The 25,790-nt window shown below is 71.1% G+C and carries 25 protein-coding genes and 2 tRNA genes; 14 read left to right on the plus strand and 13 right to left on the minus strand.

Going from position 1 to position 25,790, the window contains the following annotated elements:
• Positions 1–19 precede the first annotated feature (19 nt).
• From Q0D75_RS02225 to Q0D75_RS02245, 5 genes are read left to right on the plus strand one after another with little or no spacing between them, the layout of a single operon-like run.
• A complete protein-coding gene (locus Q0D75_RS02225; protein ID WP_291048875.1) occupies positions 20–976 on the plus strand; it encodes an ABC transporter permease in 957 nt (318 codons plus the stop codon).
• Positions 973–1,836 carry an ABC transporter permease gene (locus Q0D75_RS02230; RefSeq protein ID WP_291048877.1) on the plus strand — a complete coding sequence of 288 codons (864 nt, stop codon included), beginning with the start codon at positions 973–975 and terminating at the stop codon, positions 1,834–1,836. Before Q0D75_RS02225 ends, Q0D75_RS02230 begins: the two co-directional genes overlap by 4 nt.
• On the plus strand, positions 1,833–3,578 hold the full coding sequence (locus Q0D75_RS02235) for an ABC transporter ATP-binding protein (protein ID WP_291048879.1): 1,746 nt from the start codon (positions 1,833–1,835) through the stop codon (positions 3,576–3,578). Before Q0D75_RS02230 ends, Q0D75_RS02235 begins: the two co-directional genes overlap by 4 nt.
• Positions 3,575–5,005, plus strand: coding sequence for an amidase (locus Q0D75_RS02240; RefSeq protein WP_291048881.1), 1,431 nt, complete (start codon positions 3,575–3,577; stop codon positions 5,003–5,005). The genes Q0D75_RS02235 and Q0D75_RS02240 overlap by 4 nt, the downstream gene beginning before the upstream one ends.
• The gene (locus Q0D75_RS02245; protein ID WP_291048882.1) at positions 5,002–5,508 is read left to right on the plus strand and encodes a DUF3237 domain-containing protein; all 507 of its coding nucleotides are present in this window, start codon (positions 5,002–5,004) and stop codon (positions 5,506–5,508) included. Before Q0D75_RS02240 ends, Q0D75_RS02245 begins: the two co-directional genes overlap by 4 nt.
• A 27-nt stretch (positions 5,509–5,535) precedes the next feature.
• Here the strand turns inward: Q0D75_RS02245 and Q0D75_RS02250 are convergent, their stop codons facing one another.
• Complete coding sequence (locus Q0D75_RS02250) at positions 5,536–6,480, minus strand: alpha/beta hydrolase fold domain-containing protein (protein WP_291048884.1); 945 nt, start codon at positions 6,478–6,480, stop codon at positions 5,536–5,538.
• An 82-nt stretch (positions 6,481–6,562) separates the two neighbouring features.
• On the opposite strand from Q0D75_RS02250, the gene Q0D75_RS02255 reads away from it, so the two are divergent.
• Positions 6,563–7,156 carry a TetR/AcrR family transcriptional regulator gene (locus Q0D75_RS02255; RefSeq protein ID WP_291048886.1) on the plus strand — a complete coding sequence of 198 codons (594 nt, stop codon included), beginning with the start codon at positions 6,563–6,565 and terminating at the stop codon, positions 7,154–7,156.
• A 1-nt stretch (position 7,157) separates the two neighbouring features.
• On the opposite strand, the gene Q0D75_RS02260 is transcribed toward Q0D75_RS02255, so the two are convergent.
• Complete coding sequence (locus Q0D75_RS02260) at positions 7,158–7,994, minus strand: SDR family oxidoreductase (RefSeq protein WP_291048888.1); 837 nt, start codon at positions 7,992–7,994, stop codon at positions 7,158–7,160.
• A gap of 95 nt (positions 7,995–8,089) precedes the next feature.
• Here Q0D75_RS02260 and Q0D75_RS02265 point away from each other — a divergent pair, with 95 nt between their 5' ends.
• The gene (locus Q0D75_RS02265) at positions 8,090–8,665 is read left to right on the plus strand and encodes a TetR/AcrR family transcriptional regulator (protein ID WP_291048891.1); all 576 of its coding nucleotides are present in this window, start codon (positions 8,090–8,092) and stop codon (positions 8,663–8,665) included.
• On the opposite strand, the gene Q0D75_RS02270 is transcribed toward Q0D75_RS02265, so the two are convergent.
• From Q0D75_RS02270 to Q0D75_RS02280, 3 genes are all read right to left on the minus strand, one after another.
• Positions 8,662–9,486, minus strand: a complete 825-nt coding sequence (locus Q0D75_RS02270) for an SDR family NAD(P)-dependent oxidoreductase (protein WP_291048893.1) — start codon at positions 9,484–9,486, stop codon at positions 8,662–8,664. The two genes, Q0D75_RS02265 and Q0D75_RS02270, sit on opposite strands and share 4 nt — an antisense overlap.
• Positions 9,483–11,000, minus strand: coding sequence for an NAD(P)/FAD-dependent oxidoreductase (locus Q0D75_RS02275; protein ID WP_291048895.1), 1,518 nt, complete (start codon positions 10,998–11,000; stop codon positions 9,483–9,485). The genes Q0D75_RS02270 and Q0D75_RS02275 overlap by 4 nt, the downstream gene beginning before the upstream one ends.
• 76 nt (positions 11,001–11,076) lie before the next feature.
• Positions 11,077–11,784, minus strand: coding sequence for a cyclodeaminase/cyclohydrolase family protein (locus Q0D75_RS02280; RefSeq protein ID WP_291048898.1), 708 nt, complete (start codon positions 11,782–11,784; stop codon positions 11,077–11,079).
• A gap of 117 nt (positions 11,785–11,901) precedes the next feature.
• Here Q0D75_RS02280 and Q0D75_RS02285 point away from each other — a divergent pair, with 117 nt between their 5' ends.
• From Q0D75_RS02285 to Q0D75_RS02305, 5 genes are all read left to right on the plus strand, one after another.
• Positions 11,902–12,306, plus strand: a complete 405-nt coding sequence (locus Q0D75_RS02285) for a TOBE domain-containing protein (protein WP_291048900.1) — start codon at positions 11,902–11,904, stop codon at positions 12,304–12,306.
• A gap of 2 nt (positions 12,307–12,308) precedes the next feature.
• Positions 12,309–13,124, plus strand: coding sequence for a molybdate ABC transporter substrate-binding protein (gene modA / locus Q0D75_RS02290; protein ID WP_291048902.1), 816 nt, complete (start codon positions 12,309–12,311; stop codon positions 13,122–13,124).
• An 8-nt stretch (positions 13,125–13,132) separates the two neighbouring features.
• Positions 13,133–13,957: an ABC transporter permease gene (locus tag Q0D75_RS02295; RefSeq protein WP_291048905.1), complete on the plus strand. Its 825-nt coding sequence runs from the start codon at positions 13,133–13,135 to the stop codon at positions 13,955–13,957.
• 83 nt (positions 13,958–14,040) lie between these two features.
• Positions 14,041–15,252, plus strand: coding sequence for an ATP-binding cassette domain-containing protein (locus Q0D75_RS02300; protein ID WP_291048988.1), 1,212 nt, complete (start codon positions 14,041–14,043; stop codon positions 15,250–15,252).
• 240 nt (positions 15,253–15,492) lie between these two features.
• Positions 15,493–15,563 (plus strand) — tRNA-Cys (locus tag Q0D75_RS02305).
• Between the two features lie 29 nt (positions 15,564–15,592).
• Here the strand turns inward: Q0D75_RS02305 and Q0D75_RS02310 are convergent.
• A complete protein-coding gene (locus Q0D75_RS02310) occupies positions 15,593–16,186 on the minus strand; it encodes a DJ-1/PfpI family protein (RefSeq protein WP_291048907.1) in 594 nt (197 codons plus the stop codon).
• Between the two features lie 103 nt (positions 16,187–16,289).
• Between Q0D75_RS02310 and Q0D75_RS02315 the strand changes: the two genes are divergently transcribed.
• A tRNA-Gln gene (locus Q0D75_RS02315) sits at positions 16,290–16,361 on the plus strand.
• Positions 16,362–16,445: 84 nt separating this feature from the next.
• Positions 16,446–17,519 carry an alcohol dehydrogenase catalytic domain-containing protein gene (locus tag Q0D75_RS02320; protein WP_291048910.1) on the plus strand — a complete coding sequence of 358 codons (1,074 nt, stop codon included), beginning with the start codon at positions 16,446–16,448 and terminating at the stop codon, positions 17,517–17,519.
• A 34-nt stretch (positions 17,520–17,553) separates the two neighbouring features.
• Here Q0D75_RS02320 and Q0D75_RS02325 read toward each other — a convergent pair whose 3' ends face one another.
• From Q0D75_RS02325 to Q0D75_RS02355, 7 genes are all read right to left on the minus strand, one after another.
• Complete coding sequence (locus tag Q0D75_RS02325) at positions 17,554–18,459, minus strand: PfkB family carbohydrate kinase (protein WP_291048913.1); 906 nt, start codon at positions 18,457–18,459, stop codon at positions 17,554–17,556.
• Positions 18,456–19,967 (minus strand): glycoside hydrolase family 32 protein, encoded by a 1,512-nt coding sequence (locus Q0D75_RS02330; protein WP_291048916.1) that lies wholly within the window; start codon positions 19,965–19,967, stop codon positions 18,456–18,458. Before Q0D75_RS02330 ends, Q0D75_RS02325 begins: the two co-directional genes overlap by 4 nt.
• On the minus strand, positions 19,954–20,964 hold the full coding sequence (locus Q0D75_RS02335) for a LacI family DNA-binding transcriptional regulator (protein ID WP_291048919.1): 1,011 nt from the start codon (positions 20,962–20,964) through the stop codon (positions 19,954–19,956). Before Q0D75_RS02335 ends, Q0D75_RS02330 begins: the two co-directional genes overlap by 14 nt.
• A 28-nt stretch (positions 20,965–20,992) precedes the next feature.
• Positions 20,993–21,898, minus strand: coding sequence for a carbohydrate ABC transporter permease (locus Q0D75_RS02340; RefSeq protein WP_291048921.1), 906 nt, complete (start codon positions 21,896–21,898; stop codon positions 20,993–20,995).
• Positions 21,895–22,776, minus strand: a complete 882-nt coding sequence (locus Q0D75_RS02345) for a sugar ABC transporter permease (protein ID WP_291048924.1) — start codon at positions 22,774–22,776, stop codon at positions 21,895–21,897. The genes Q0D75_RS02340 and Q0D75_RS02345 overlap by 4 nt, the downstream gene beginning before the upstream one ends.
• Before the next feature lie 84 nt (positions 22,777–22,860).
• Complete coding sequence (locus Q0D75_RS02350; protein WP_291048927.1) at positions 22,861–24,210, minus strand: ABC transporter substrate-binding protein; 1,350 nt, start codon at positions 24,208–24,210, stop codon at positions 22,861–22,863.
• A gap of 72 nt (positions 24,211–24,282) precedes the next feature.
• Positions 24,283–25,770: a glycoside hydrolase family 32 protein gene (locus Q0D75_RS02355; protein WP_291048930.1), complete on the minus strand. Its 1,488-nt coding sequence runs from the start codon at positions 25,768–25,770 to the stop codon at positions 24,283–24,285.
• Positions 25,771–25,790 lie beyond the last annotated feature (20 nt).

Raw genomic sequence — 25,790 nt, forward strand, 5'->3', positions numbered from 1 at the left:
CCGGGAAGGGGGCGGGCGGATGAACCGCGCCACGATCCGGCCCCTGCTGGGCAAGCTGGGCGGGCTGCTGCTCACCCTCTTCCTGGCCAGCGTCGTCATCTTCGCCGCCCTCCAGCTCACCGGCGACCCGATCGCCGCCATCACCGGCGGTGTGCGGCCCACGCCCGAGCTGATCGAGACGATCCGGGCGCAGTACCACCTCGACGATCCGATCTGGCTGCAGTACCTGCGCTGGCTGGGCGGCATCGTCACCGGCGACCTCGGCACCTCGTTCGTCTACAAGACGCCCGTGGTCGACCTGATCGCGCCGCGCATCGGCATCACGGTGCTGCTGGTGCTGTACACCGTGGTGCTGATCGTGGTGTTCGGCATCGGCAGCGGCATCCTCGCCGCCCGCCGGGGCGGTGCGACCGACAAGGCGGTGCTCGTCGCCACCTCGGTCGGCGTGGCGCTGCCCACCTTCGTGGTGGCGATCCTGCTGATCTGGCTGTTCGGCCGCGAACTCGGCTGGTTCCCGGTGTACGGCGCGGGGGAGGGGCTGCTCGACAACCTCTACCATCTGACCCTGCCGGCCATCTCGCTCTCGGTGCTCTACATCGCCTACCTCAGCCGCATCACCCGCGGCGCCGTGGTGGCGCAGCTCGGTTCCGAGCACGTCGACACCGCCCGGGTGCGCGGCATCCCTTCGGAGCAGATCTTCCGCCGGCACGTGTTCCTGAACGCCTCTCCACAGGTGCTCTCCATCTCGGGGGCCACCATCGCCGGCCTGTTCGCGATCTCGGCGATCGCCGAAGTGGCGTTCGGGATCGGCGGGCTCGGCTCGCTGCTCACCGAGGCCGCCGCCCGCAAAGACCTGCCGGTCGTGCAGGTGATCTCGCTGATGCTCGTGGCGCTGTTCGTGGTGGTGAACGCCGTCGTCGACGTGATCATCGCCGCGATCGATCCGGACTCCGCCAAACCGAGGAGGAACGCATGAGCGTCGCACAACTCGCCGGCGGCCGTGTTCCGCGGGTCGCCCGCCGGGCCGCCCAGCGCGAATGGCTCTTCATCGTCGCGGCCGTGGTGCTGCTCGGCATCGTCGTGATGGCGCTGTTCGGGCCGCTGCTCGCCCCCTACGACCCCGATCAGCTCTTCGTGGGACCGTCGAACGGCGCCGTCTCGGCCTCCCACATCATGGGCACCGACGACCTCGGCCGCGACATCTTCTCGCGGGTGCTCAGCGGGGCGGCCGCCAGCGTGTTCGCCCCGGTCGTGGTGGTCGTGCTCTCCGGTGTGCTGGGCGCCACCCTCGCGGTCGTGGCGGCCTGGTTCGGCGGCTGGGTCGACGGCGTGAGCAACCGCATCATCGACGTGATCTTCGCCATCCCCGGCCTCGTGCTGGCCATCCTCGCGGTCGCGATGTTCGGCAAGGGGCTCGTCGCCCCGGTGCTCGCCCTCTCGATCGCCTACCTGCCGATCGTCTCGCGGCTCGTGCGCGGCGGTGCCCGGGCCGAGCTCGGCAAGCCGTACATGGCCGCGCTGCGGATTCAGGGCGTGAGCTCGGGCGCCATCGCGTTCCGGCACCTCGTGCCGGCGCTGCTGCCGATGATCATCGCGCAGTCGACCATCGGCTTCGGCTACGCGATGCTCGACCTGGCCGCGATCTCGTTCCTCGGCCTCGGCGCCCAGCCGCCGGCATCCGACTGGGGTGTGATGATCTCGGCCGGCCAGGCCTCGCTGCTCACGGGCGCGCCCGAGCAGTCGGTGTTCCCGGCGCTGCTGGTCGTCGTGACGGTGCTGGCGGTCAACATCCTCGGCGCGCGGGTGACCGCGTGGGCGGAAGGAAAGGACTCATGAGCGACCTCGTGCTCGAACTCGACCACCTCTCGATCGCCGCACCGGCTCCTCTCGCCGCTCCAGGCGCGGGGCCGCGCACGATCGTGCACGACGTGACCCTGCAGGTGAGCGCCGGCGAGTCGGTGGGCCTCGTGGGGGAGTCCGGATCGGGCAAGACCCTGTCGGTGCGCTCGGTGGCGGGCCTGCTGCCCGCCGGGTTCACCACGACCGGGGCCATCCGGGTCGAAGGTCATGACCTCGCGCAGCTGCCCAAGGCGGAACTGCGGCGGCTGCGCGCCACCCGCATCGGCATGGTGTTCCAGACACCCCGGGCGCACCTGAACCCGCTGCGCACCATCGGCGACTTCATGACCGAAGCGCTGATCGCGGTGGCCAAGGAGAGACCGGATGCGGCGCGCCGGCGGGCGGTCGACCTGCTCGCCGAGGTGGGCATCCCCGACCCCGAGCGGCGGATGCGCCAACGGCCCGCCGAACTCTCGGGCGGGCTGCTGCAGCGCGTGATGATCGCCGCCACCCTGGCGATGGATCCGCCCATCCTGCTCGCCGACGAGATCACGACCGCCCTCGACGTGACCACCCAAGAGGAGGTGATGGCGGTGATCGCCGACCTGCGCAAGCACCGCGACCTCACCCTGCTGTTCATCACGCACGACCTCGCGCTCGCCGGCGCCGTCTGCGACCGAGTGGCGGTGATGCAGCACGGCCGGGTGGTCGAGACGCTGAACGCGGCGACCATGCGCCAGGATGCCACCGACCCGTACACGAAGCGGCTGCTGTCGGCGTCGCTGCCGGGCGAGGTCTCGGCCGAGCGGCCGACGGATGCCGCCGATCCGGTGCTCGTTGTGCAGAGTCTGCGCAAGGTGTTCTCGGTGCTTTCGCCGAAGGGCCGCCGTGAGGAGTTCGTGGCCGTCGACGACGTGGGTTTCCGCCTGGAGCCGGGCGGATCGCTCGGCATCGTGGGCGAGTCGGGTTCCGGCAAATCGACGACGGCACGCGTCATCTGCGGTCTCGAAGCGGCCGACGCGGGAACGGTGCTCGTCAAGGGCGAGGACTGGACCAAGGCGGCGCGGGGCACGAAGGCCCGGCGTCATCGTGCCCGGATCGCGCAGATGGTGTTCCAAGACCCGTATCAGTCGCTGGATCGCCGCCAGACGGTGCGCGAGTGCCTTTCGGAGGCGGTGGCCGTGCATCGGCCCCGCGCGAGCCGGGTCGAGCTGACCGCCCGGGTCGACGAGCTGCTCACGGCCGTCACCCTCGACCTCGACCTCGCCGGGCAGCGGCCCCGTTCGCTCTCGGGCGGCCAGCGCCAGCGCGTGGCGATCGCCCGGGCGCTCGCGGCCGATCCCGAGATCCTCGTGCTCGACGAGGCCGTGTCGGCGCTCGACGTGACGACGCAGGTCGAGATCCTCACCCTGCTCGACCGCATCCGGCGCGAGACCGGCGTCGCTCTGCTGATGATCTCGCACGACCTCACCACAGTGCGGCGGGTGTGCGACCAGGTCGTGGTGATGAAGTCCGGCAGGGTGATCGAGCAGGGGCCCATCGCCGACGTGCTCGACGACCCGCGCGCCGACTACACACGCACCCTGCTCGACTCCATCCCGCGGGAGGGATGGGTGCCCAGACGCCGCATCCCGACCCGCACCGCGTCGCTCCCGGCCGTGGCCACGCGGGCGACCCGCATCATCCCCGCCGAATCCGTTGCCCCCGAATCCATTCCCCGTCGAGGAGAGAAGACATGACCGATCGTTCCCTGTGGAAGCTGAGCGTGCGCGAGCTCGCCGAAGCCATCCGCTCCCGTTCCACGACGGCGCGAGCCGTGGTCGATGCCCACCTGGCCCGCATCGAGGAGGTCAACCCCGTCGTGAACGCGCTCACCGTCGTGTTCGCCGACCGCGCCCGTTCCCACGCCGACGAGGTCGACCGCCGGCTCGACGAGGGAGAGGAGGTGGGCCCGCTCGCGGGCGTGCCGTTCACCGTGAAGGAGAACATCGACCTCACCTGGTCGGCCACGACGAGCGGATGGCCGTTCCTGGCCGAGGCCGTGCCCGCGCAGGACGCCACGCTGGTGCGGCGCCTGCTCGAGGCCGGCGCCATCCCGGTGGGGCGCGGCAACATGCCCGACTGGGGGCTGCGTTGGGACACCGACAACGACCTGTTCGGCCGCACGATCAACCCGTGGGACCCGAGCCGGGTGCCCGGTGGATCCAGCGGCGGGGATGCCGTCGCGGTCGCGACGGGCATGACCCCGCTCGGGCTCGGCAACGACTACGGCGGATCGCTGCGACTGCCGGCCTATGCCGCCGGTGTGTGCGCTCTGCGGCCTTCGGCCGGGCGCATCCCGGCTCCCATGGTCGAGGTCACCGAGCCGGTGGCGCTGTCGTTGCAGTTCTTCGCGGTGAACGGGCCGATCGCGCGCCGCGTCGACGACCTCGACACCGCCTTCGGTCTCATGCACGGTGCCGACGGATCCGACCCGACCGCGGTGACCATCCCTCATCCGTCCTCGTATGACGGGCCGAAGCGCGTGGCCGTGGTGCGCGATCCGCTCGGCTGGGGCGTCGACCCCCAGGTCGCGGCCGCCGTCGACCGGGCCGCTGCGGCGCTGGCCTCCGCCGGCTGGGAGATCGTCGAGGCCGAGCCGCCGATGATCGAGGAGGCCGCCACCCTGTGGCGCCAGATCTCGACCACCGAGATGGTGGGCGCGTTCCTGCCGGGGGCTCTGCCGATGCCGCTGTCGGAGGGGTCGACGCAGTACTTCCTCGACAACGCGAAGGAGACGACCGTGCTCGAGTCGGGTCAGGAGTACGGCGGCGCCTGGGCGCGCCGAGCGCTCGTGGCGGGCGCGTGGGAGAAGTTCCAGGCGCAGTACCCCATCGTGCTCGGCCCGGTGTCGGCGCGACGGATGCCCGAGATCGGCTTCGACCTGTCGGGCCCGGCGGCCACGACCGAGCTGTGGAAGGCGCACCGGCTGCTCGTGACGGTGAACTTCCTGGGCCTGCCCTCGGTGGCGCTGCCCACCGGGCTCGACGACGACGGGCTGCCGACCGGCGTGCAGCTGATCGGGCCGCGCAACGGCGAGCACGTGGCGCTCGCCGCGGCGCGCGCGGTGGAGGCGGCGCTCGGCACGCTCACACCCGTGGATGCGCGTCAGGCGGTCGTCGCGTGAGCGGGGCCGGTGGCGTCGGTGGGACCGATGAGCAGGGTGTCACGCCCGTCTTCGAACCCTCGCTCGAGTTCGTGTTCGAGCTCCGCGTCGCGGTGAGCGAGCCGATCCGTGTCGGGCGCACCGCATCCGAAGACCTGAACGTGACGCCGATCGTGGGCGGCACGGTCACCGGCCCGCGGCTCACCGGTGAGGTTCTGCCGGTGGGCGCGGACTGGTGGGTCACGCGGGGCGCGACCACGCAGCTCGACGCCCGCTACCTCATCCGTGCCGCCGACGGTGCCGCGATCGACGTGGTGAACCGCGGATACTGGCACGCGGATGCCGCGGTCGAGCAGCGCCTGTACGGCGGCGAGGCGGTGCCCGAGTCCGACCTCTACTACCGCACGGCCTTCGTGTTCCAGACCGGCGCCGAGCAGCACCGCTGGCTCACCGAGGCGCAGTTCGTGGGTTACGCCCGCCCCGAGCCCGGCACCGTGGCCATCCGCGTCTTCCGCCTGGCCTGAGTCCTCCGTCCGCCCTGACGGGAATCGTCAGCCGAGGCCGAGGTGGCGGTGCACGAAGGAGCGGGTCTCGAGCGTGACGGCCAGCTCCTCCGGTGCGTTCCCGAACCCCGCGTGCGGACGGCCGTCGAAGATGTGCAGATCGGCATCCACCCCCGCTTCCCGGAGGCGCCGGTGCATGCGCACGGTGTTGGAGAGGAAGAGGTCGCGGGTGCCGCCGGTGAGCAGCGTGGGCGGGAAGCCGGTCAGATCACCGAACAGCGGCGAGAGGTAGGGCTCGTCGAGGGCGTGGCCGCCCGCGTAGAGCAGGTTCGCCTCGCGCAGGCTCTGCAGGCCCACGCTGACATCGGCGAGGGTGGTGAAGCTGTCGCCCGACTCGGTGAGGTCGACCTCGGGGGTGTTGAGCACGAGGGCCGCGGGCATCGGCAGCCCCTCGTCTTTCGCGCGCAGCAGCAGGGCGGCGGCGAGGTTGCCTCCGGCGGAACCGCCCCCGACGACGATCGCGTCGGGCGACTTCACGGCCAGCAGAGCGCGGTAGACGGTCGCCACGTCGTCGAGTGCGGCCGGGAACGGATGCAGCGGCGGCATCCGGTAGTCGGGCGCCCAGTTGACCACGCCGTTGCCCGCCGCACCGATCTCGGTCATCACGCGGGTGAGGTCGCCGGCACCCATGATGAGGCCGCCGCCGTGGATGTTCAGGAACACCGGGGCGTCATCGCCGGTGGGGGCTCCCGGCGGGGTGACGACGTAGGTCGGAACCCCGTCGGCGTCGATCAGGGCGGATTCGGCGAGGGAGGGCATACCGGCGAGCATGCCCGTGACCATGGTGTCGACCTGCCCGATGAACTCCTGCCAGGCGGCCGAGTCGTCCAGCGGCGGGTAGGGGGTTCGGGTGATCGGAACCTCGAGGCCGGCGCGGGCCTCGGGGCTGAGCCAGCTCGGGGCGGCCGGCGGGTTGACGGTCGAATCGGTCATCGCATCTCCTTCGATGGAACGTATCGATATTGAATACTCTCCGTCTCCTAAATGCAAGAGGCGGCTCGGCTACGCTCGGGATGTGAGCGTCGAAGCCGGTGACCGACCGCGGGGGAGGCCCCGCGACGAGTCGCTGCGTGCGCGGGTTCTCGCGGTCGTGGCGGATCAGCTGGCGTCGACCGGCTTCGCCGCGATGACCATGGACGGCGTGATCGCCGAGTCGGGTGCGGCCAAAAGGACTCTGTACCGGTGGTGGCCGTCGAAGGCGTCGCTGGTCGCCGACGCGCTGCTGCAGGGATTCATCGAGGTGCCGGCCAACGTGCTGCCCGAGTCGCCCGACGTCTGGGCTGATCTCGACCTCTGGCTGCAGCGCTGCGCCCGTGCGATGCGCGGCCCGTACGGAGAGGTGCTTCGGGCGGCGACCGCCATCAGCGCCACCGAGCCGGCCATCGCCGTCGCGCTGGAGCAGGCCTTCGCCCGGCCGGCCCACGAGAACCTCGTGGCCCGGCTGGAGCGCGGCGTCGCCGACGGCCAGCTGCGCGCGGATGCCGACGTCGAGTCCGTCGTGCACCTCCTCCTGGCGGCGATCACCTACGTCGGCATCTCCCGCGCCGATCCGGACCGTTTCACCGCGACCCTCGCCGTGCTGAGGGACGGCATCAGCGCCCGGGTGTGAGTCACTCCTGCAGGGCGCCGGAGAGCACGGCTGCGACGACGCCGCCATCGACGAGCAGATCGGTCCCGGTGATGAACGACGAGTCGGGGCCGAGCAGGAACAGGGCGGCACTCAGGATGTCGTCCGGTGAGCCCAGACGACCGGTTCCGGATGCGGCGACCATCGCGCGCATCTGGGCGCCGTTCGCGCCGGCGAGCTCCTGATCGCCCATCGGGGTGCTGATCACTCCCGGGCTGATGGAGTTGATGCGCGCGCCGCGCGCGCCCCAGCTGAGGCTCGCGCTGCGCACCCGCAGCTGATTGGAGCGCTTGGCGATGCCGTAGGCCGCGCCCGGGTCGGGGAGGGCGGCGGGAGAGAGGAAAGGCAGGCCGAGCAGGTCGTCGGAGGGCGTGTGCTGGAGCGCGACGCCGAGCTCCGCCGGCAGCTGTTCGCCCGTCATGGTGCCCGCCATGCTGGCGATCACGACACCGGCACCCCCGTCGGCTATCACCGCGGCGAATTCGTCGAGCCCATAGGCCACACCCGCGAGGTCGACCGCGAGGATGGCCTCGGCCGAGGCCTGTACCGGAGACAGCCCGGCGGTCCAGGCGACCTTCGTCACCGGGCCGAGCGCGGCGGCATCCTGGGCCAGGGCCGCGACGGAGGCGCGCGACGAGACGTCGACCAGATGGGAGGAGGTGGCGATGCCGTCGGCCTGCAGGGCGGCGGACACGCGATCGAGTGCGGTCTGACTGAAATCGGCGAGCACGACGTGCACATTCTCACCCGTCCCCGCTGCGCGCGCGATGGCTTCACCCATTCCGCCGACTCCGACGACGACCACGATGTCGTTCGACATGTGCACTTCCCTTCTCGGTCGACCCGCCGGCGAAGACGTACGCCGATTAACGAGTCACCTGTATCGTAATACCATGAAGGTCCAAAAAGGTCCCCGTGGCTGAGCGCGGTCGCCCCCGCAGTGAGCAGGCGCGGCACGCCATCCTGCTCGCCGCCCGCGATCTGCTGGCCGAGGTGGGCTACGAGCAGCTCTCCATTCAGGGGATAGCCGCCCGGGCAGGGAGCGGACGGGCCACCGTGCAGCGCTGGTGGAGTTCCAAAGCGCTGATCGTGGCTGATCTGGTCATCGCCGGAGAACTCGACCTGCCGCGGTCGCCGGTGCCGGATTCGGGGCACCTCGCCGCCGACCTCACCGCTTGGCTCGACGGCGTTCTCGTCTCGCTCGCCGAGCCGCGCCTGCGAGCCGTGATGCTCGGCCTGGTCACGGCCGCCTCCGACGACGAGCAGGAGAGCCGACTGCTGTACGACACGAGCACGGGTCCGTTCTTCCGGGCTCTCGTCGAGCGCCTGGAACGCGGTGCGCAGCTCGGGCAGCTCGGCGCATCCGGGGATCCCGAGGCGATCGCCGAGGCCCTGATCGGCACCGTGCTCTTCCGTGCGCTGACACCGGCCGCTCGGCCCGCGCCTGCGTCCGCCGTGGTTCGAACCCTGCTCGGAGGCGCGTCGGCCTAGCCGAAGGTGCGCTTGTCCCAGGCGGCGACGACTCGGGGGTACGACTGGGGGAAGGCGCGTACGAGGCGGTCGACCGCGACGGTCTGGCCGAGGCGCAGGCGCCCCTTGCCGGCGGCGACGGCCTTGAGGATGCGGGCGGCCGCGTCTTCGGCGGTCATCCGGAACAGCTTCGTGTTGTAGACCTCGGCCTGCCGGCGCTCGACGGCCGACACGGTCGCCGACGCCGGGATCTCGGCGATGCTCGTGCGCACGCCGCCGGGATGGATCACCGTCACCTTCACGGGCGCGCCCAGCCGGATCAGCTCGGAACGCACCGCCTCGGTGAAGCCCCGCACCGCGAACTTCGACGTGACGTAGGCTGCCAGCCGCGGCTGCGCCATGATGCCGTTCAGGCTCGAGACGTTGATCAGGTGCCCGTCGCCGGAGGCGATGAGGCGCGGCAGGAACTCCTTGGTGCCGGTGATCACCCCGCCCAGGTTCACGGCCAGAACCCGGTCGATGATCTCGTACGAGGTGTCGACCAGCGGCCGCGAGCTCGCCCCGATGCCCGCGTTGTTGTAGAGCTGGTGCACCACCCCGAAGTGCTGGGAGACGGCTTCGGCATAGGCGGCGAAGGCGGCCCGGTCGCTCACGTCCAGGGGCAGGGCGTGCACGTCGATCCGCTCCGCCCGCAGCTCGGCCTCGACCGTGGCGAGGTTCGCCGGGTTCACGTCGCTGATGGCGACCCGGGCGCCCGCCGCCCCGAGTGCGTGGGCGAGGGCGCGGCCGATGCCCGAGCCCGCCCCCGTGACGACCGCGACCTTGCCGGTGAAAGTGCTCATGAGGCGCTGTCCGTTCTGGGAGTGGGTGAAGGGGAAGGGGCGGCCTTCCGCGGGCCCGCCGCTGTCGCGGTGCGGCGCCCGAAGCGGAGGGCGGGGTCGACCACGGAGGCGCGCCGCAGCACCTTCACGTCGGCCCGGTAGTCGGCCGAGGTCAGCCAGGGTGGTTCCGAGCCCTGGCGGGGGAGCGTGTCCGCGACGCGCCGGATGTAGCCGGCGCCGAAGTCGAGCAGCGGCCGGGTCTCGAGCCCGGCGGGGGCGACCGGGGTGCAGGTGGCGAGGTCCTTCTCGTCCATGAGGTCGAGCAGCTTCACGAAGTGCTCGCAGATCAGGCCCACCTTCAGGGTCCAGGAGGCGTTGGTGTAGCCGATCGCGTAGGCGAAGTTCGGCACGCCGCTCAGCATCATGCCCTTGAACGACACCCGGCTCGACACGTCGACGGGCTCGCCGTCGAGGCTGAGCGCGATGCCGCCGAGCGGCTGCACGCTCAGGCCGGTGGCGGTGACGACGATGTCGGCGTCGATCCGTCCGCCCGACTCGAGTTGCACGCCGTCGGCGTCGAAGGTGCGGATGCGATCGGTCACCACCTCGGCGGCGCCGCTGCGGATCGAGGCGAAGAAGTCGCCGTCGGGCACGAAGCAGAGCCGCTGGTCCCACGGCCGGTAGGGCGGGTTGAAATGGGTGTCGACCGGATAGCCCGCGGGCAGGCTCTTCACGTTCGCCCAGCGGATGAACTGCCGCATGCGGTTCGGGAAGCGCCGGCTGAGCTGCCAGACCACGCGCTGCCGGGCCACGTTCTTCCGCCGGATGATCGGGTACGCGATCCGGTCGCCGAGCACTCTGCGCAGCCGCAGCGCCGGCTCGTCGCGCGAGGCGAGGGGCAGGATGTAGCTCGGCGTACGCTGCAGCATCACCACCTTGGCGGCCTTCGCAGCCAGGGTGGGCACCAGGGTGACGGCCGTGGCCCCGCTGCCGATGACGAGCATCCGTGTGCCGGCGTAGTCGAGGTCGGCGGGCCAGAACTGCGGATGCACGACCCGGCCTTCGAATGCGTCGAGGCCCGGCAATTCGGGGGAGTAGCCCTGGTCGTAGCGGTAGTAGCCGCCGGCCGAGAACACCCAGCGCGAGCGGATGGTCTGCCGCTCGCCCGTCGCGACGAGCTCGAGCTCGGTGGTCCACAGCTGCTCGCTGCTGCTCCAGTCGGAGGAGATCACCCGCCGGCCGAAGCGGATGCGGTCGGCCAGCCCGTACTCGTCGACCGTCTCGCGCAGGTAGGCCAGGATGCGGTCACCGTTCGCGATCGACTCGTCGTCGCGCCAGGGCTTGAACGCGTAGCCGAAGGTGTAGAGGTCGGAGTCGGAACGCACGCCGGGGTACCGGAAGAGATCCCAGGTGCCGCCGATGTGCTCCCGCGCCTCGACGACGGCGAAAGTGGTGCCGGGCCGGCGCATCGTGAGATAGCACGCCGCGCCGATCCCCGAGATGCCGGCTCCGATGATCAGAACGTCGAGGTCCATGAACCCACTCTCCACCCGCTCCCTGATCGGGCGGAATGTCGGGAGAACGGATGGCCCGTCACCGCATCCTGAGCAGTCACGGCTGCCCGGCGGCGTCGGTGGGGGCCGCACGGCCGTCGGACCGCGCGGTCAGTGCGTCGATGCGGGCCAGGGCCCGGTCGAGATCGCCGACGGCCGACCAGAGCTCCGGCTCGGCGTCGTGGATCTCGGGGAGCGTCAGGCCGGTGGAGCGCAGCGATCCGAGGTCGAAGCTCACGTTGGTGCGGGCGCCGGCGAGGGCGGCGCGCAGGGCACCGAGCCCCACCACCACGTCGGAGATCAGTGCAGGATTGCCGTGCTCGGCGAGCCAGGCCAGGTCATCGATGGCCTCGATCGCCCGTCGTCCGAGGTCGGCCGAGCTGCGGGCCGCGGCGAGGGATGCCTCGCGGATCGCGCGGGTGCGCTCCTCGCCCTTCCCGAGCCGGAAGGCCGCGCCGAAGGCGTTGGAGGCGTCGGCATCGGCATCCGCCAGCCGGAGGGCCGTCTCGCGCAGGGCGCGGGCGCGGGAGCGGATGGTGTCGACCGGCGACTCGTGTGCCGGCTCCGCCTGCTCCTGCTCCTGCTCCTGCGCCTCCGTGTAGCCGGCCACCATCGAGGTGAGCGAGGCCGCGATGGCCAGCATCAGCCCGGCCCCGGCGCCGCCCCCGGGCGATCCCGTCGACTCCGCCAGTTCGCGCGTCCACTCCTGCACGGTCGATCCGCCGGTCGTCACCGTCCGGGCCTGCGACGTCTGCTCCGTCTCCATCCGTCCACCCTGGCCCAACCTGTAGCCCGGGGCCATCGCTCACCACTCTGATCGGGCCGCGCGCCGAGCGCGCTTGAGCTGTCATAGATCCGCAGATGCGGCCCTAGACTTGCACCCATGTCGCAGATTCGGATCAAGGATGCCGCGAGCTTTCTTGGGGTGAGCGACGACACGGTTCGGCGGTGGATCGATCAGGGCGTGCTGCCCAGCTCGAAAGACGACTCCGGGCGCAGCGTCGTCGACGCTCTGGCGATGGCCGAGCTGGCCCGTGAGAACGCGGTGCTGCCCGTGGATCCCTCCGAGATCGGCCGCTCGGCCCGCAACCGGCTCGTCGGCATCGTGACGGAGATCACGATGGACACGGTGATGGCCCAAGTGGAGCTGCAGTGCGGCCCGCACCGGATCGTCTCCCTGATGAGCAGCGAGGCCGTGCGCGAGCTCGGTCTCGAGCCCGGATCCGTGGCCATCGCCGTCGTCAAAGCCACGACGGTGATCATCGAGACCCCTGCCGGAAAGGCCTGAGCATGACCCGCACCACCACGATCGCCGCCGCAGTCCTCTCGGCAGCCGTCGCCCTCACCCTCGCCGCGTGTTCGAGCGGAAGCACCGGTGCACCGGCCACCAGCGCAGCCCCCGCCGCGACCGAGACCGCCGCCGCCCTCGAAGGCTCGATCACGGTGTTCGCCGCCGCCTCGCTGAAGAGCACCTTCACCGAGCTGGCCGACGAGTTCGAGGCCGCGAACCCGGGCGTCACCGTCGAGCTGAACTTCGCCGGCTCCTCCGACCTGGTCACCCAGATCACCGAGGGCGCCCCGGCCGACGTGTTCGCCTCAGCCGACGAGAAGAACATGGCCAAGCTCACCGACGGCGGCCTGATCGAGGCGGATGCCCCGGTCGACTTCGCCACGAACGTGCTGACCATCGCCGTGCCGCCGGGCAACCCCGCCGGCATCGCCGCCTTCTCCGACCTCGCGAAGCCCGAGGTCAAGACGGTCATCTGCGCCGCCCAGGTGCCCTGTGGCTCGGCCACGGTCACCGTCGAAGAGGCCACCGGCGTCACCCTCACGCCCGTCTCGGAGGAGTCCTCGGTCACCGACGTGCTCGGCAAGGTCACCAGCGGCGAAGCGGATGCCGGCCTCGTCTACGTCACCGACGTGATCGCCGCGGGCGACGCCGTCGAGGGAATCGAGTTCCCGGAGTCGGGCGAAGCGGTCAACACCTACCCGATCGCCCCGGTCACCGCGTCGGCGAACGCCGAGATCGCTCAGGCGTTCATCGACTTCGTCACCGGCAGCACCGGCCAGGGCGTGCTCTCCGCCGCCGGGTTCGGCAAGCCGTAATCGGGCCAGTGTCCTCCCGCAGCAGCGACACCTACGCCGGGGTCCCCGGCTGGGTGGTGACCCTCGCCATCATCGGCGCCGGCTTCGTGCTGCTGCCGCTGATCGCGATGGCCACGCGGGTCAACTGGGGTGAGTTCATCCCGCTGGTCACCTCCGAGTCGTCGGTCGCCGCCCTCTGGCTGAGCCTGCGCACCTCCCTGACCGCGACCGCGCTCTGCGTGCTGCTGGGTGTGCCGATGGCGGTCGTGCTGGCGCGCACCGAGTTCTGGGGGCAGAAGATCCTGCGCTCCCTCGTGCTGCTGCCGCTCGTGCTGCCCCCGGTGGTGGGGGGCATCGCGCTGCTCTACACCTTCGGGCGGCGGGGCCTGCTCGGCCAGAGCTTCGAGGCGCTCGGCATCACCATCGCCTTCTCCACCACCGCGGTGGTGCTCGCGCAGACCTTCGTGGCCCTGCCGTTCCTGGTGCTGAGCCTGGAGGGCGCGCTGCGCACGGTCGGCACGCGCTACGAGGCCGTCGGCGCCACGCTCGGCGCCCGCCCCACGACCGTGCTGCGGCGCATCACGCTGCCGCTCGTGCTGCCGGCGCTCATCTCGGGCGCGGTGCTCTCGTTCGCCCGGGCGCTCGGCGAGTTCGGGGCCACGCTCACCTTCGCCGGGTCGCTGCAGGGCGTCACCCGCACCCTGCCGCTGGAGATCTACCTGCAGCGGGAGACCGATCCGGATGCCGCGGTCGCCCTCTCGCTGGTGCTGGTCGTCGTCGCCGTGATCGTGGTGGCCATCGCCCACCAGGCCGGCGAGGCCGATGGATTCCGGTTGCGCAGGACCGCCCCGTGACCGGCCGATCGGAGCCCGGGCCCGCACGCGGGTTCGAGTACGGAGCCGGCTCGGAGCCCGGGTCCGGGCCCGCGATCGGGCCGATGCCGGGTGCATCGCCGGGACCGGTGTTCGAGATCGAGGCCGAGGTGCGCGCCCGGGGGTTCGCCGTCTCGCTGGCGGTGCAGCCGGGCGAGACCGTGGCCGTGCTCGGCCCGAACGGTGCCGGCAAGTCGACGCTGCTCACCCTGATCGCCGGTCTGCTCAGGCCCGATGCCGGCCACGCCCGGCTCGGCGAGCGGGTGCTCTTCGACGTGGGGGCGCAGCACCGCTCCCGGTGGCTGCCGCCGCACGCCCGCGGGGTGTCGATGCTGGCGCAGGACGCCCTGCTCTTCCCGCACCTCAGCGCTCTCGACAACGTGGCGTTCGGGCCGCGCAGCCAGGGCAGCTCGCGCGCCTCGGCGAACGCCCGGGCCGCCGAGTGGCTCGAGCGGGTGGGGGCGGAGGATCTCGCCTCCCGAAAGCCCGCACAGCTCTCCGGAGGTCAGGCGCAGCGCATCGCCGTTGCTCGCGCCCTCGCCTCTGAGCCCGATCTGCTGCTGCTCGACGAGCCGATGGCCGCGCTCGACGTCTCGGTGGCGCCGGCCCTCCGCCGGATGCTGCGCGAGGTGTTGGCCGACCGCACCGCGATCATCGTGACCCACGACGTGCTCGACGCGTTCACATTGGCCGACCGCGTGCTCGTGCTGGAGGCCGGCCGCGTGGTCGAGGCCGGCCCGACGCGCGAGGTGCTCGACCGCCCGCGAACGCCGTTCGCGGCCGGTCTCGCCGCGCTGAACCTGCTCGTCGGCGTGCGCGACGGCGACGCGGTGCTCACCGACGGCGGCCACCGCATCCGCGTCTCGGGCCTCGCGGCACCGCCCACGGAATCGGCGTTGGACCTCGGCGCGCCGCCCGAGAATCCGGCACCTGCATCGGCACCGCCGTCGGTGCCGGGAGCCCGCGTGGGCGTCTCGGTGCGACCGTCGCGGGTGAGTGTCGAGCTGCCGGATGGATCACCGGCATCCGGTTCCACCCCCGGTTCTGTCACCGCTCTGCACCCGCACTCCCACCCCGCCGCCACGTCCGATCCCACGCGGAACGTGCTTCGGGCGACCATCACCGACCTCGAGCCGCGCGGCGACCTCGTGCGCGTGCGCTCGGCCGAGATCGCCGCCGACGTCGAGCCCGGCCTCGTGGCCGACCTCGACCTGGCTCCCGGTCGCGAGGTCGTGTTCTCGTTCCCCGCCGACGCGGCCCTCGCCTACCCCCTCTGACGCGGCCGGTGCGCCGAGGTGCGGGTTCACTCGAGCGAGTTCCAGGCCGACCTCGCGCACTATGGCAGAGTTTCGCCTGAAACTCGCTGGAGTGAACGCCGCTCAGCGGCGCAGCGCCTTGCGGGCCAGCGCGTCGCCGACCGTCGTGTCGCCATCCACCGCGTAACAAGCCGGAACAGGGTGACCTCGGGTGACATGTTCGACTCGTGTCGAGCGCGATTCGTGCAGAGTGGACTGCATCGCGGCGTGCCCGAGTGGTCAGGGAGCGGACTGCAAATCCGTCTACACCGGTTCGAATCCGGTCGCCGCGTCTCTTGGAGGCTTACGCCTCCGCCCCGACTCAGACGGGCGGCTCGGGGTCGTACTGGATGCCGCGGCGGGTTTCGAGCGCGCGCTCGCGGCCTGCGAGGCGGTCGACCAGGTGCAGGGCCATGTCGATGCCGGCCGAGACGCCCGACGAGGTGATGAGGTCGCCATCGTCGACGTAGCGGTCGTCGGGGCGCACCCGGATGCTCGGGTCGAGCTCGGCCAGCAGGTCGAGCGAGCCCCAGTGCGTGGTGGCGGGGCGGCCGGCCAGCACGCCGGCGGCGGCGTAGACGAGCGATCCGGTGCAGACGCTGGTGAGCAGCGGCACGGTCGCGCGCTGGCCGCGCACCCACTCGAGCTCGGCCGGGTCATTCAGCCGCGGCCGGGTGCCCTGCCCGCCCGGGTAGAGCAGCACCTCGAGCGGGGGTGCCTCGGCGACGGTGGTATCGGGCAGCAGCCGCAAGCCCTTGGCGGCGCGCACCGGGTCGAGGGTCTCGGCCAGCATCCGCACCTCGTAGCCGTCTTCGGGATGCGCCAGGGTCCAGTAGGAGAGCACCTCCCAGGGCCCGACGGCGTCGAGCTCCTCCACACCGTCGAAGAGCAGAATGCCGATGGTCTTGACTGTCATGCCTCCACGGTACGGGCCCACCGCCCGTGGGCGCGCCCGTTTTTGGAATGGCCGGGCGGATAGGCTACTGTAGATCTTCGGCCCGGGCTTCGGTTCTGGCCAGTGGGGTATGGTGTAATTGGCAACACGGCTGATTCTGGTTCAGTTGTTCTTGGTTCGAGTCCAGGTACCCCAGCAAGATCCGGCTCCTCTCCGAGGGGCCTTTTTTGTTGCCCGGCGCCGGCGTGGTGTCGCGGCGCGAATCCGCTAGCGTCGGAGCATGCGTGCGATCAGGTTCGACCGGTTCGGGGAGCGGCCCGTGCTCCAGGAGGTGCCGGATCCGCGGCCGAGTACCCGAGGCGTGGTGCTGCGAGTGGAGGCCTCGGGGCTCTGCCGCAGCGACGTGCACGGGTGGCTGGGGCACGACGACGGGATCGCCCTGCCGCACGTGCCCGGGCACGAGGTGGTGGGCGTCATCGACGAGGTGGGGCCGGAGGTCGAGCGCTTCCGGGTGGGGCAGCGGGTCACCACGCCGTTCGTGTGCGCCTGCGGGCGCTGCGCGGAGTGCGCCTCCGGCAACGGGCAGGTGTGCCGCAACCAGACCCAGCCGGGGTTCACGCACTGGGGTTCGTTCGCCGAGCGGGTGGCGTTGCACGACGCCGATGTGAACCTGATCGAGGTGCCCACCGGGCTCGACGCCGGCGCGGCCGCCCTGCTCGGCTGCCGGTTCGCCACCGCCTACCGGGGCCTCATCCACCAGGCGGAGCTCGCCCGCGACGAGAGCCTGGTGGTGGTCGGATGCGGCGGCGTCGGCCTCAGTGCGGTGATGATCGGCGTCGCCGTGGGTGCTCGGGTGATCGCGGTGGATGTCGACCCGGTCGCGCTCGAGCGGGCTCTGAGCCTGGGCGCGAGCGGCGTCGTGAACAGCGCGGGCCGGCCCGACGACGAGGTCGTGGACGAGATCCGCCGGCTGGCCCGCGGCGGCCGCGCCGGCGCCGGCCACGGCGCAGACGGCGCCGACGTGTCGGTCGAGGCTCTCGGGCGGGAGTCGACCGTGCGCACCGCCATCCGTTCGCTGGGGGCTCGCGGACGCCACGTGCAGATCGGGCTGTTCGCCGACGACCCCCGCGTGCCGCTCGGCGAGGTGATCGCCCGCGAGCTGCAGCTGTTCGGCAGCCACGGCATGCCCGCCCCGGCCTACGCGGGACTGCTCGAGCTGGTGCTCACGGGCGCTCTGAAGCCCGAGCTGCTCATCTCGCGCCGCATCGGCCTCGCCGAGGTTCCGGATGCGCTGGTCGCCATGGCCTCGGGCGCACCGGCCGCGGGCGTGACGATGATCGACGTCTCCCGCTGAGGACCCGGAGTTGGCACCGGAGTCGGACGCTCGATCACAGCGCGGAATCGGGGATGCCGGCTCCCACGCGGCTCACCACGATCCCGGCGATGCGGGCCGCTTCGGCCCCGATCGCCTCGAGGTCGTCGCGCTCGAGCCGCGCCACCCGCCCGCGCGTGACACCGCGCTTCAGCAGCTCGGCGATCAGCACGGCCATGAACGAGTCGCCGGCACCGATGGTGTCGGCCACCTCGACCTCGGCGGCCGCGATGTCGACGCTCAGCGCGGGTGTGCGAAGCGTCGACCCCTCGGCACCCCGGGTCAGCACCACCAGGCCCGGCCCCATCGCGAGCAGACGGTCGAGCGTCGATCCGGGATCGCCGTCGTGCGGGTAGAGCCACGCGGCATCCGCGTCGCTCAGCTTCACCACGTCGGACTGGCGGGCGAGGGCCTCGAAACGACCGAGCGCGGCAGCATGATCGGGCAGCAGGGCCGGCCGGATGTTCGGATCGAAGCTGCGCACGGTGCCGGCCTCCGCGACCCACCGCAGCAGAGCGTCGACCGCTCGGGAGCCGGGTGCGAGGAAAGCCCCGATCGATCCGACGTGCAGCGCCTGCCACGGGCGCTCCGGCACAGCGGAGACCTGCGGCTCCCAGCGCAGCTCGAACACGTACTCGGCCGAACCGGTGCGGTCCAGGCGCGGGTGCGCCAGGGAGGACACGCCACGCGGCTCGGCCAGCACGGTGACGCCCGCCGCCTCGAGCCGCCGCCGCAGGAGGGCGCCGTCGGCGTCGGTGCCCAGATCGGTGAGGAACGACACCGAGGCGCCGGGGACGAGCCGGGCCAGTGCGGTGGCGATGTTCAGCGACGCCGCGCCGGCGGTGCGGCTTGCGATACCCGCCGCGCCGTGCACCACGTCGATCAGCGATTCGCCCACCACAAGGGCCTGCGCGGTGCTCATGCTCCGGCCTCCTGCCGCGCTGCCACCGGTATCGGTGTCGCAGTCACTCGTCCGCTGCCGCCGTCGGTCGCGACGACGACCGCGGCGGATCCGGATGCCGCGAACACCAGATCCGTGAACACCACCGTTCCGCCGCCCGCGACGATCTCGACCACGCACCCGTCGACGACGACGAGCAGGCGCAGGCGGCCGTCGTCGAGTGCGACGGCGGCCCGGCCCACAGCGGCGAAACCGGGGTGCACGGAGGGGGAGGGGTCCGCGCGCTCCACCGACAGCTCCCCGCTCGCCTTCGCGTAGCGAACTCGGATGCTCCCGAGCAGATCGATCTCGAGGCCCGCCCCCGGCGCCGGATCCCAGTCGACCTCCAGCACGACGTAACGCCCCGCATCGAGGCGCACGGGCGTGCCCGGCGCGAGCAGCACGTCGCGACCATCCGCGCCGCCGGCCGTCAGAGCGCGGCTCTCGGGCGGGAGCGATCGGCGCAGGACGAGCCCGTCCGCGGTCCGCGTCAGGCCCAGCTCCCACGGCAGCGACATCGCTCCTCGCCACGGCGCCGTCGGTGTGCGCGCGGCGTACTGCCAGTTGCCGGCCCAGGCCAGCGCGATCCGGCGGTCGGCGGGAGCGTCGTGGAACGTGACGGCGGCGTAGAAGTCGCGCCCGTGATCCAGCGTCGGCCAGGCCTCCGCGTCATCCGGAACGAAACGATGGCCGTCGAAGTCGCCGATCAGGTACGTCATCGAGGAGTCGACCGCGTCGCCGGCCTCGTCGAGCCGATTGGTGCTGAGCAGCATCACCCACGTCTCCCGACCGGGTTCGCCGTCGATCGGGAGCGGAAAGAGGTCGGGGCATTCCCACACCACCCCTTCCGGTCCGAGCGGGCCGACGGCCGATTCGAAGACCCAGCTGCGTAGGTCGGGGGAGCTGTAGACGAGCACCTGCCGGTCGACGGCTTCGACGGCCACCATGATCCACAGGGTCTCGCCGTCGCCCCCTGCCGGCGTGTACGCGAACACCTTCGGGTCGCGGAACTCGCGCGAACCCCGGTCGAGAACCGGGTTCCCGGCGTACTTCTGCCAGACGTCCCCGCCGTCGTGGCTGAAGGCGAGCGCCTGCGCCTGCGTGCCGCCCGCGTCGACGCTCGTGTACACCGCGACCAGCAGTGGGGGAGCATCCGGGGCCGGTGACGGAGCACCCAACCCCGAGCTGTTCTGCCGGTCGATCACGACCGACCCCGAGTAGATCTGCTCGTCGGGCGCACAGGGAATGGCCACCGGCAGCTCCCGCCAGTGCAGCAGGTCGCGGCTGGTCGCGTGCCCCCAGCTCATGTTGCCCCAGTCGTGCCCCAGCGGGTTGTGCTGAAAGAAGAGGTGGTACACGCCGTCGAGGTGCACGAGCCCGTTCGGGTCGTTCATCCAGTCGCGGGCAGGGCTGAAGTGCACGCGGGGCCGGTGGATGCCGGCCGCGTGCGGATGCTCGGTGCTCAGGAGTCGGCCCTCAGATCGATTCACGGGGAACAGGTGGGCAGGAGATGTGCAGGGGCTTGGTGGCGGGAGCCGCCTCCAGGCCGAGCAGCACACGCACCCCAGCGGCGCCGAGCTCGTAGTGCGGCAGCGCCACCGTCGACAGCGGCGGCCTCAGGTGGGCCGCGATCACCTCCTGGTTGTCGAAGCCCACCACCGCGATGTCGCCGGGGATCGAGAGCCCGCGCTCGCGGAGGCCGTCGTAGAGTCCCATCGCCACGCGGTCGTTGTGACAGAACACGGCCGTGGTCCGCAGCGCGAGCAGAGCATCCGTCGCGGCGTACCCGCCCTGCTGCTCGGGCTGCGCCGACAGCACGAGCGACTCGTCGAACTCGAGCCCGGCCTCCCCGAGCGCCCGGCGGTACCCCGCGAGCCGGCCCGAGCGCGCGGGCGAGGGGGTGGTGGTGTTGACGAAGGCGATGCGGCTGTGACCGGCGTCGAGCAGCATCCGAGTGGCGGCGTAGCCTCCCGCCACCTCGTCGGGCACCACGGCCGGCGCGGGCATCCCGGGGTCGAAGCAGTCGACGAGCACGTACTCGGTCTCCTGCAGAGCCACGGGCGCGGTGACCGCCCGGTGGTACCAGGTCGAGTACAGGATGCCGCGCACCTTGTGCTCGAGCATCATCGAGATCGCCGCCTCCTCGGCCGCCGCATCGCCCTCGGTGTTGGCCACCAAGAGCACGAAGCCGTGCTTCCACGCCTCGTCCTGCGCACCGTGGATGATCTGGCCGGCGAACGGGGTGGTGGCGATCGCATCCGCCACCAGCCCGATGAAGTTCGAGCTGCCGCTGGAGAGCGTCTTGGCCAGGGCGTTCGGGCGGTAGCCGAGCTGCTGCACGGCCGCGAGCACCCGCTCGCGCGCCTCCGGCCCGATCCGCGCCCCCCGTTTGTCGTTCAGCACGTAGGAGACCGTGGCGATGGAGACGCCGGCCGCTTCGGCGACCTCGCGCATGGTGACGGGGTGGCCGGCGCGTTCGCTGCTCATGGGGTCACTCGATTCGGGCACATGACGATCATCCCTTGGTCGCGCCGCTGGCGAGGCTGTAGGTCATGGCTTTGTTCAGCAGCAGGAACACCAGCAGCAGTGGGGTGATGCTGACGCACACGGCCGCGAAGGTGGCCGTCCAGTCGACCTTGCCCATGGCGCCGATGTAGTTCTGCAGGCCGAGCGGGATCGTCTTCAGGTCGTCGGTCAGCACGAAGGTGTTGGCGAAGATGAAGTCGTTCCAGATGAAGATGCTGTTCACCATCGCCACGGTCACCATCGTGTTCACCGAGAGCGGCAGGGTGATCTGCGCGAAGATGCGGTAGGGGCCGGCGCCGTCCAGCGATGCCGCCTCGTAGATCTCGCCCGGGATGTACTCGTAGAACGACGAGAACAGGTAGATCGAGGTGGGCAGCGCGAACCCGGCGAGCGGGATGATGATCGACTGGTAGGTGTCGAGCAGGTTCACCGCCGCGTAGTCGACGAACAGCGGCACGAGCGCCACCTGAACGGGCACGATGATGCCGACCAGGAACAGCGCGCGCACGAACCGGCTGAAGCGGAAGCCGAGCACCTGCAGGGCGTAGGCGCCCATCATCCCGAGGAAGACGATCACCACGATCGAGCCCAGCGTCACGATCAGCGAGTTCAGGATGTTGAGACCGAGGTTTCCGGTGGCGAAGGCGCGCGCGTAGTTGTCGAACGTGATCTCGGTGGGCAGGGCGAACGGGTTCCCGCCCGCGAAGTCCTGCTCGGTGCGCACGCTGGTGATGAACAGCCAGGCCAGCGGATAGACCTGCACGATCACGATCAGGGCCACGATCACGCCGGTGATCTTGCGCTGCAGGTGCAGCTGCCGACGCCGGGGCCGAGGCAGGCCCGGCTCCTCGAACTGCGGGCGGGTGGCCCGTGGGGGAGCGGTGAGGGCGGTCATGCGTCGGCCTTCCGTCGGAGCAGCACGAAGATCAGGCCCACGGCCACGAGGCACTCCACCACCACGAACACCGAGATGGCGCTCGCGTAGCCGTAGTTCGTGCTGGTGAACGCGGTCTTGTACATGTAGGTGGTGAGCAGCTCCGACGACTGGCCGGGGCCGCCGTTGGTGAGCAGGTAGGGGATGTCGAAGCCGCGCAGCGCATTGGTGGTGGCGATGATGGTCGTGGTGATCCAGACCGGGCGGATGTAGGGGAAGCGGATGCGCCAGAAGGTCTGCCACCACGAGGCGCCGTCGAGCTTCGCCGCCTCCTCCAGCTCGGCCGGCACCGCGAGCAGGGCCGCGTAGATGATCAGCATGTAGAGGCCCGTGAACCGCCAGCCCTCGGGAATGGAGACGGCGGCCAGCACGGTGTTCACATCCGAGAGCCAGGCGTGCTGCAGGCCGCCGAGCCCGACGAACTCGAGCACCTGGTTGATCAGGCCCTCGGGATCCAGCGAGTAGATGCGCTGGAACAGGAAGGCGATGGCGACCGTGGAGATGACCGCCGGCAGGATGTACAGCGTCTTGACCAGCTCGCGGCCCCGCCGGAGCAGGGTCAGCAGGCTCGCCACGATCAGCGCCCCTCCGAGCTGGAGCACCAGGCAGATCGCCACGTAGCCGAGGGTGTTGCGGAACGCCGTCCAGAACACGGCGTCGCCGGTGAACATGTGCACGTAGTTCTCGACGCCCACGAAGAGCATCGGGCTGATGCCGTCCCACTCGAAGAAGCTGAGGAACAGCGACTGGAAGATGGGCAGCAGCACGGCGATGCCGTACAGGGCCAGCGGCGGCACGAGGAAGACCAGCACGGAGAGGCGTGATCGTTGGGGGAGCATGAGGTCTCTTTCCCGTGGGGCCCGAAGGCCCCACGTCAGGAGGGCCCGGAGGCCCCACGTCGGGAGGGACGTGCGGAACGCCGGTTACTGGAAGGCCTTGGGCCCGTTGTCGGCGATCACACCGTCCATCGTGGAGATGAACTCGTCGGGGGCGACCTCGCCCTGCAGCAGCAGGGTCAGCTCCTGCTGCAGCCGGGTGTTCGAGGTGGGGTCGAGCTGGGTGTCCCAGGGCATCGCCGTCTTCTCGCCCACGTCGTTCGCCTGGTCGACGGCCCGCTGGTAGAGCGGGGTCGCGTTGGCCGGGATGGTGGTCTCGGCGGTCGTGGTGGGCGACAGGGCGCCGGTCGCGGCGTAGACCTCCGGGTAGCGCTTGAGGGCGAAGCCCAGGAAGTCGCGCACCAGCGGGTCGTAGGTCTTGCTGTTGACCGCCATGCCGATTCCCGAGGGGGAGACGTACTCGTTCGCGGCCGTGACGGAGTCGGCGGTCACGGGGAGCGTGAAGTAGTCGATGTCGTCGCGCACCGCGGGATCGAGGGCGTCGGTGGCGAGGCTGTTCAGCTCCCAGGTGCCGATGTTGTAGACCGCGGCCTTGCCCGAGGTGAACGAGGCCTGCGCATCCGAGTAGCCGGTCGACGAGAAGCCGTCCTGGAAGCATCCGGCCGATCCCAGGTCGCTCAGCCACTGCACGGCCTGCTCGCCCGTTGAGTCGCTGAGCGTGGCGTCGCCCTTCTTCAGCTGCTGCACGTAGTCGGGGCCGGCCGTGCGGAACGGGTAGTACGCCATGTAGCGCTCGAGCGGCCACTGGTCTTGGCCGTCGAGGGCGATCGGGGTGATCCCGGCATCGCGGAGGGCGGTGCACATGGCGGGGAAGTCGTCGAGCGTCTTCGGCACCTGCACACCCGCCTGCTCGAACAGCGCCTTGTTGTACCAGAAGAACTCCAGCTGGAACTCGAACGGCACCATGTAGAGCGACCCGTCGTCGAAGCGCTGGTAGTTCAGCGCCGCCGGGCGGTAGTCGTCGTAGACGCCGAGGTCTTTCAGCAGCGCCTCGGCATCCATCATCGTGCCGTTGGCGGCGAGCTTCTGGGCGAACGGGGTGGCATCCGTGTCGAACAGCTCGGGCAGCTTGTTCGCGGCGGCGAGCGTCTCGTACTTCTGGATGTAGGAGGGGCGGTCGGGCGTGGTGATCAGGTTGAGCGCGAAGCCGGGGTGGTCTTTCGCGTACTCGTCGGCGATCTGCTCCATCGCCGTGATGACGCCGCCGTCGGCCGGCCGCGAGAGCAGCCAGGAGATCTCGTGCGGCGTGATCTCGCCCTCGGGATCGACGTTCGTGGGGTCGGCGCTGGTGCCGGAGCCGGCGGCGCAGCCGGTGAGCAGAAGGCCGAAGGCGGCCACGGTGGCCGCTACTGCGAGCCGTGCACGGTTGGTTCTCATGGTTTCCATCTCCGTTGATCGAATGTGTCGGGATTGGTGGTGCGGTGGGGTGGGTGGTGCGGGGTGGTGGGGTCAGGCGTACTGGTTCTGCGGATGCCGCGTCTCGACGGGGCCGGTGGACGCGACGTGCACGGCCACCCGCAGGTCGCGGACGGTCACGGCGCCCTCGCCGGCGAAGACGCCGAGGCGGCCGCGCGGGTGGTCGTAGAGGCGCGTGCTCAGGGTCGTGCGGCCGTCCAGGTTCACGACGCAGAGGTCGCCGTCGACGATCACCTCGAGGAGATGCGCGCCGGGCGCGAGGTCGCACGAGCGCTCGAGCTCCACGAAGAACGGCACGTCGCCGGAGATCTCCCACTGGCCGGCCCCGGTGCGGCGGCGCGGCCAGCGGTCGAACACCATTCGGCCGCGCTTGGGCTCGAGGCGCACCACGTACGAGGTGTCGCCGTCGGCGCTGGAGCGCAGCAGCAGGCCGCATTCGGTGGTGCCGGCGTCGATGTCGAGCGTCACGGAGGCGTGGAAGGCATCCGGCAGCTCCTGCTCCGAGACCAAGGCGCGGTAGCCGTCTCCGGCGTCGATCACGACGGCCGCATCCGCTGCTGGGGTGCCCGCGAGGGTGAGAGGAACGGATTCGGTGAAGCTCGCGCGGGTCTCCGGGGTGAAGCCGAACGACAGCGTGCCGTCGGCGTTCTGCCGCGCCTCGAGCACCGACAGGGTGCCGGCCCACTGCCAGGCGCCGTCGTCACGCGAACCCTCCCGGCTGGCGATCCAGCCGAAGAAGAAGCGGCGGCCGTCGCGCTCGGCGGTCTTCGAGGCGTAGTAGGCCCGGCCGTCGATGCTGTCGTGCTCGGGAGCGATCCACGGGCCCTCGAGCGAGCGTGCCATCCGGTAGCGGGTGGTGAACGCGTCGGAGAACTCCGAGTAGACCAGGTACCACCACTCGCCCCACTGGAACACGTCGGGGCACTCGTGGGCCACGTAGCGGCGTGGGTCCCAGAACGGCTCGGCGATCCGCCAGGTCACCAGGTCGTCGGACACGCACTGGGCGATCACGCCTCGGCGGCGTTCCGGGCCGTCGGTGTGGCGGGCGGCGATCAGCATCCGCCACAGTCCCGCCTCCTCGTCGCGGAAGACGAAGGGATCGCGCCAGTCACCCGACTCGTAGCCGTGCGGGGCGCCGAAGGTATGCTGCGGATGCCGCGTCCAGGTGCGCATCCCATCGGTGCTCGTGGCATGCATCACGAGCTGCAGGGGGAGGCCGTCCGCGCCGAGACGGCGGGGGTTCTGTCCGGTGGAGAACAGGTGGTGCGTCTCGCCGTCGCGCACGATGCTGCCGGTGTACACGTTGAAGTCGGGATCGCTGTCGGAGCCGTGCTCGAAGGCGAGCCCCCTGTCCTCGAACGTCACCAGGTCGCGGGTGGAGACCGCGTGCCACGGCGTACCCGGCTTAGGGTCGGCGCGCTCCTCGTGCAGGTAGAAGAGGGTGAACTCGCCGTCCTGTTCGAAGGGGATGATGTCTCCGACCCACGCCTCGCGCGGGCGGAAGAAGATCTGCTGGGGCATCGTCGTCGAGTCCTTTGGTT

Source organism: Herbiconiux sp., from assembly GCF_023264855.1.
Lineage (GTDB): Bacteria > Actinomycetota > Actinomycetes > Actinomycetales > Microbacteriaceae > Herbiconiux.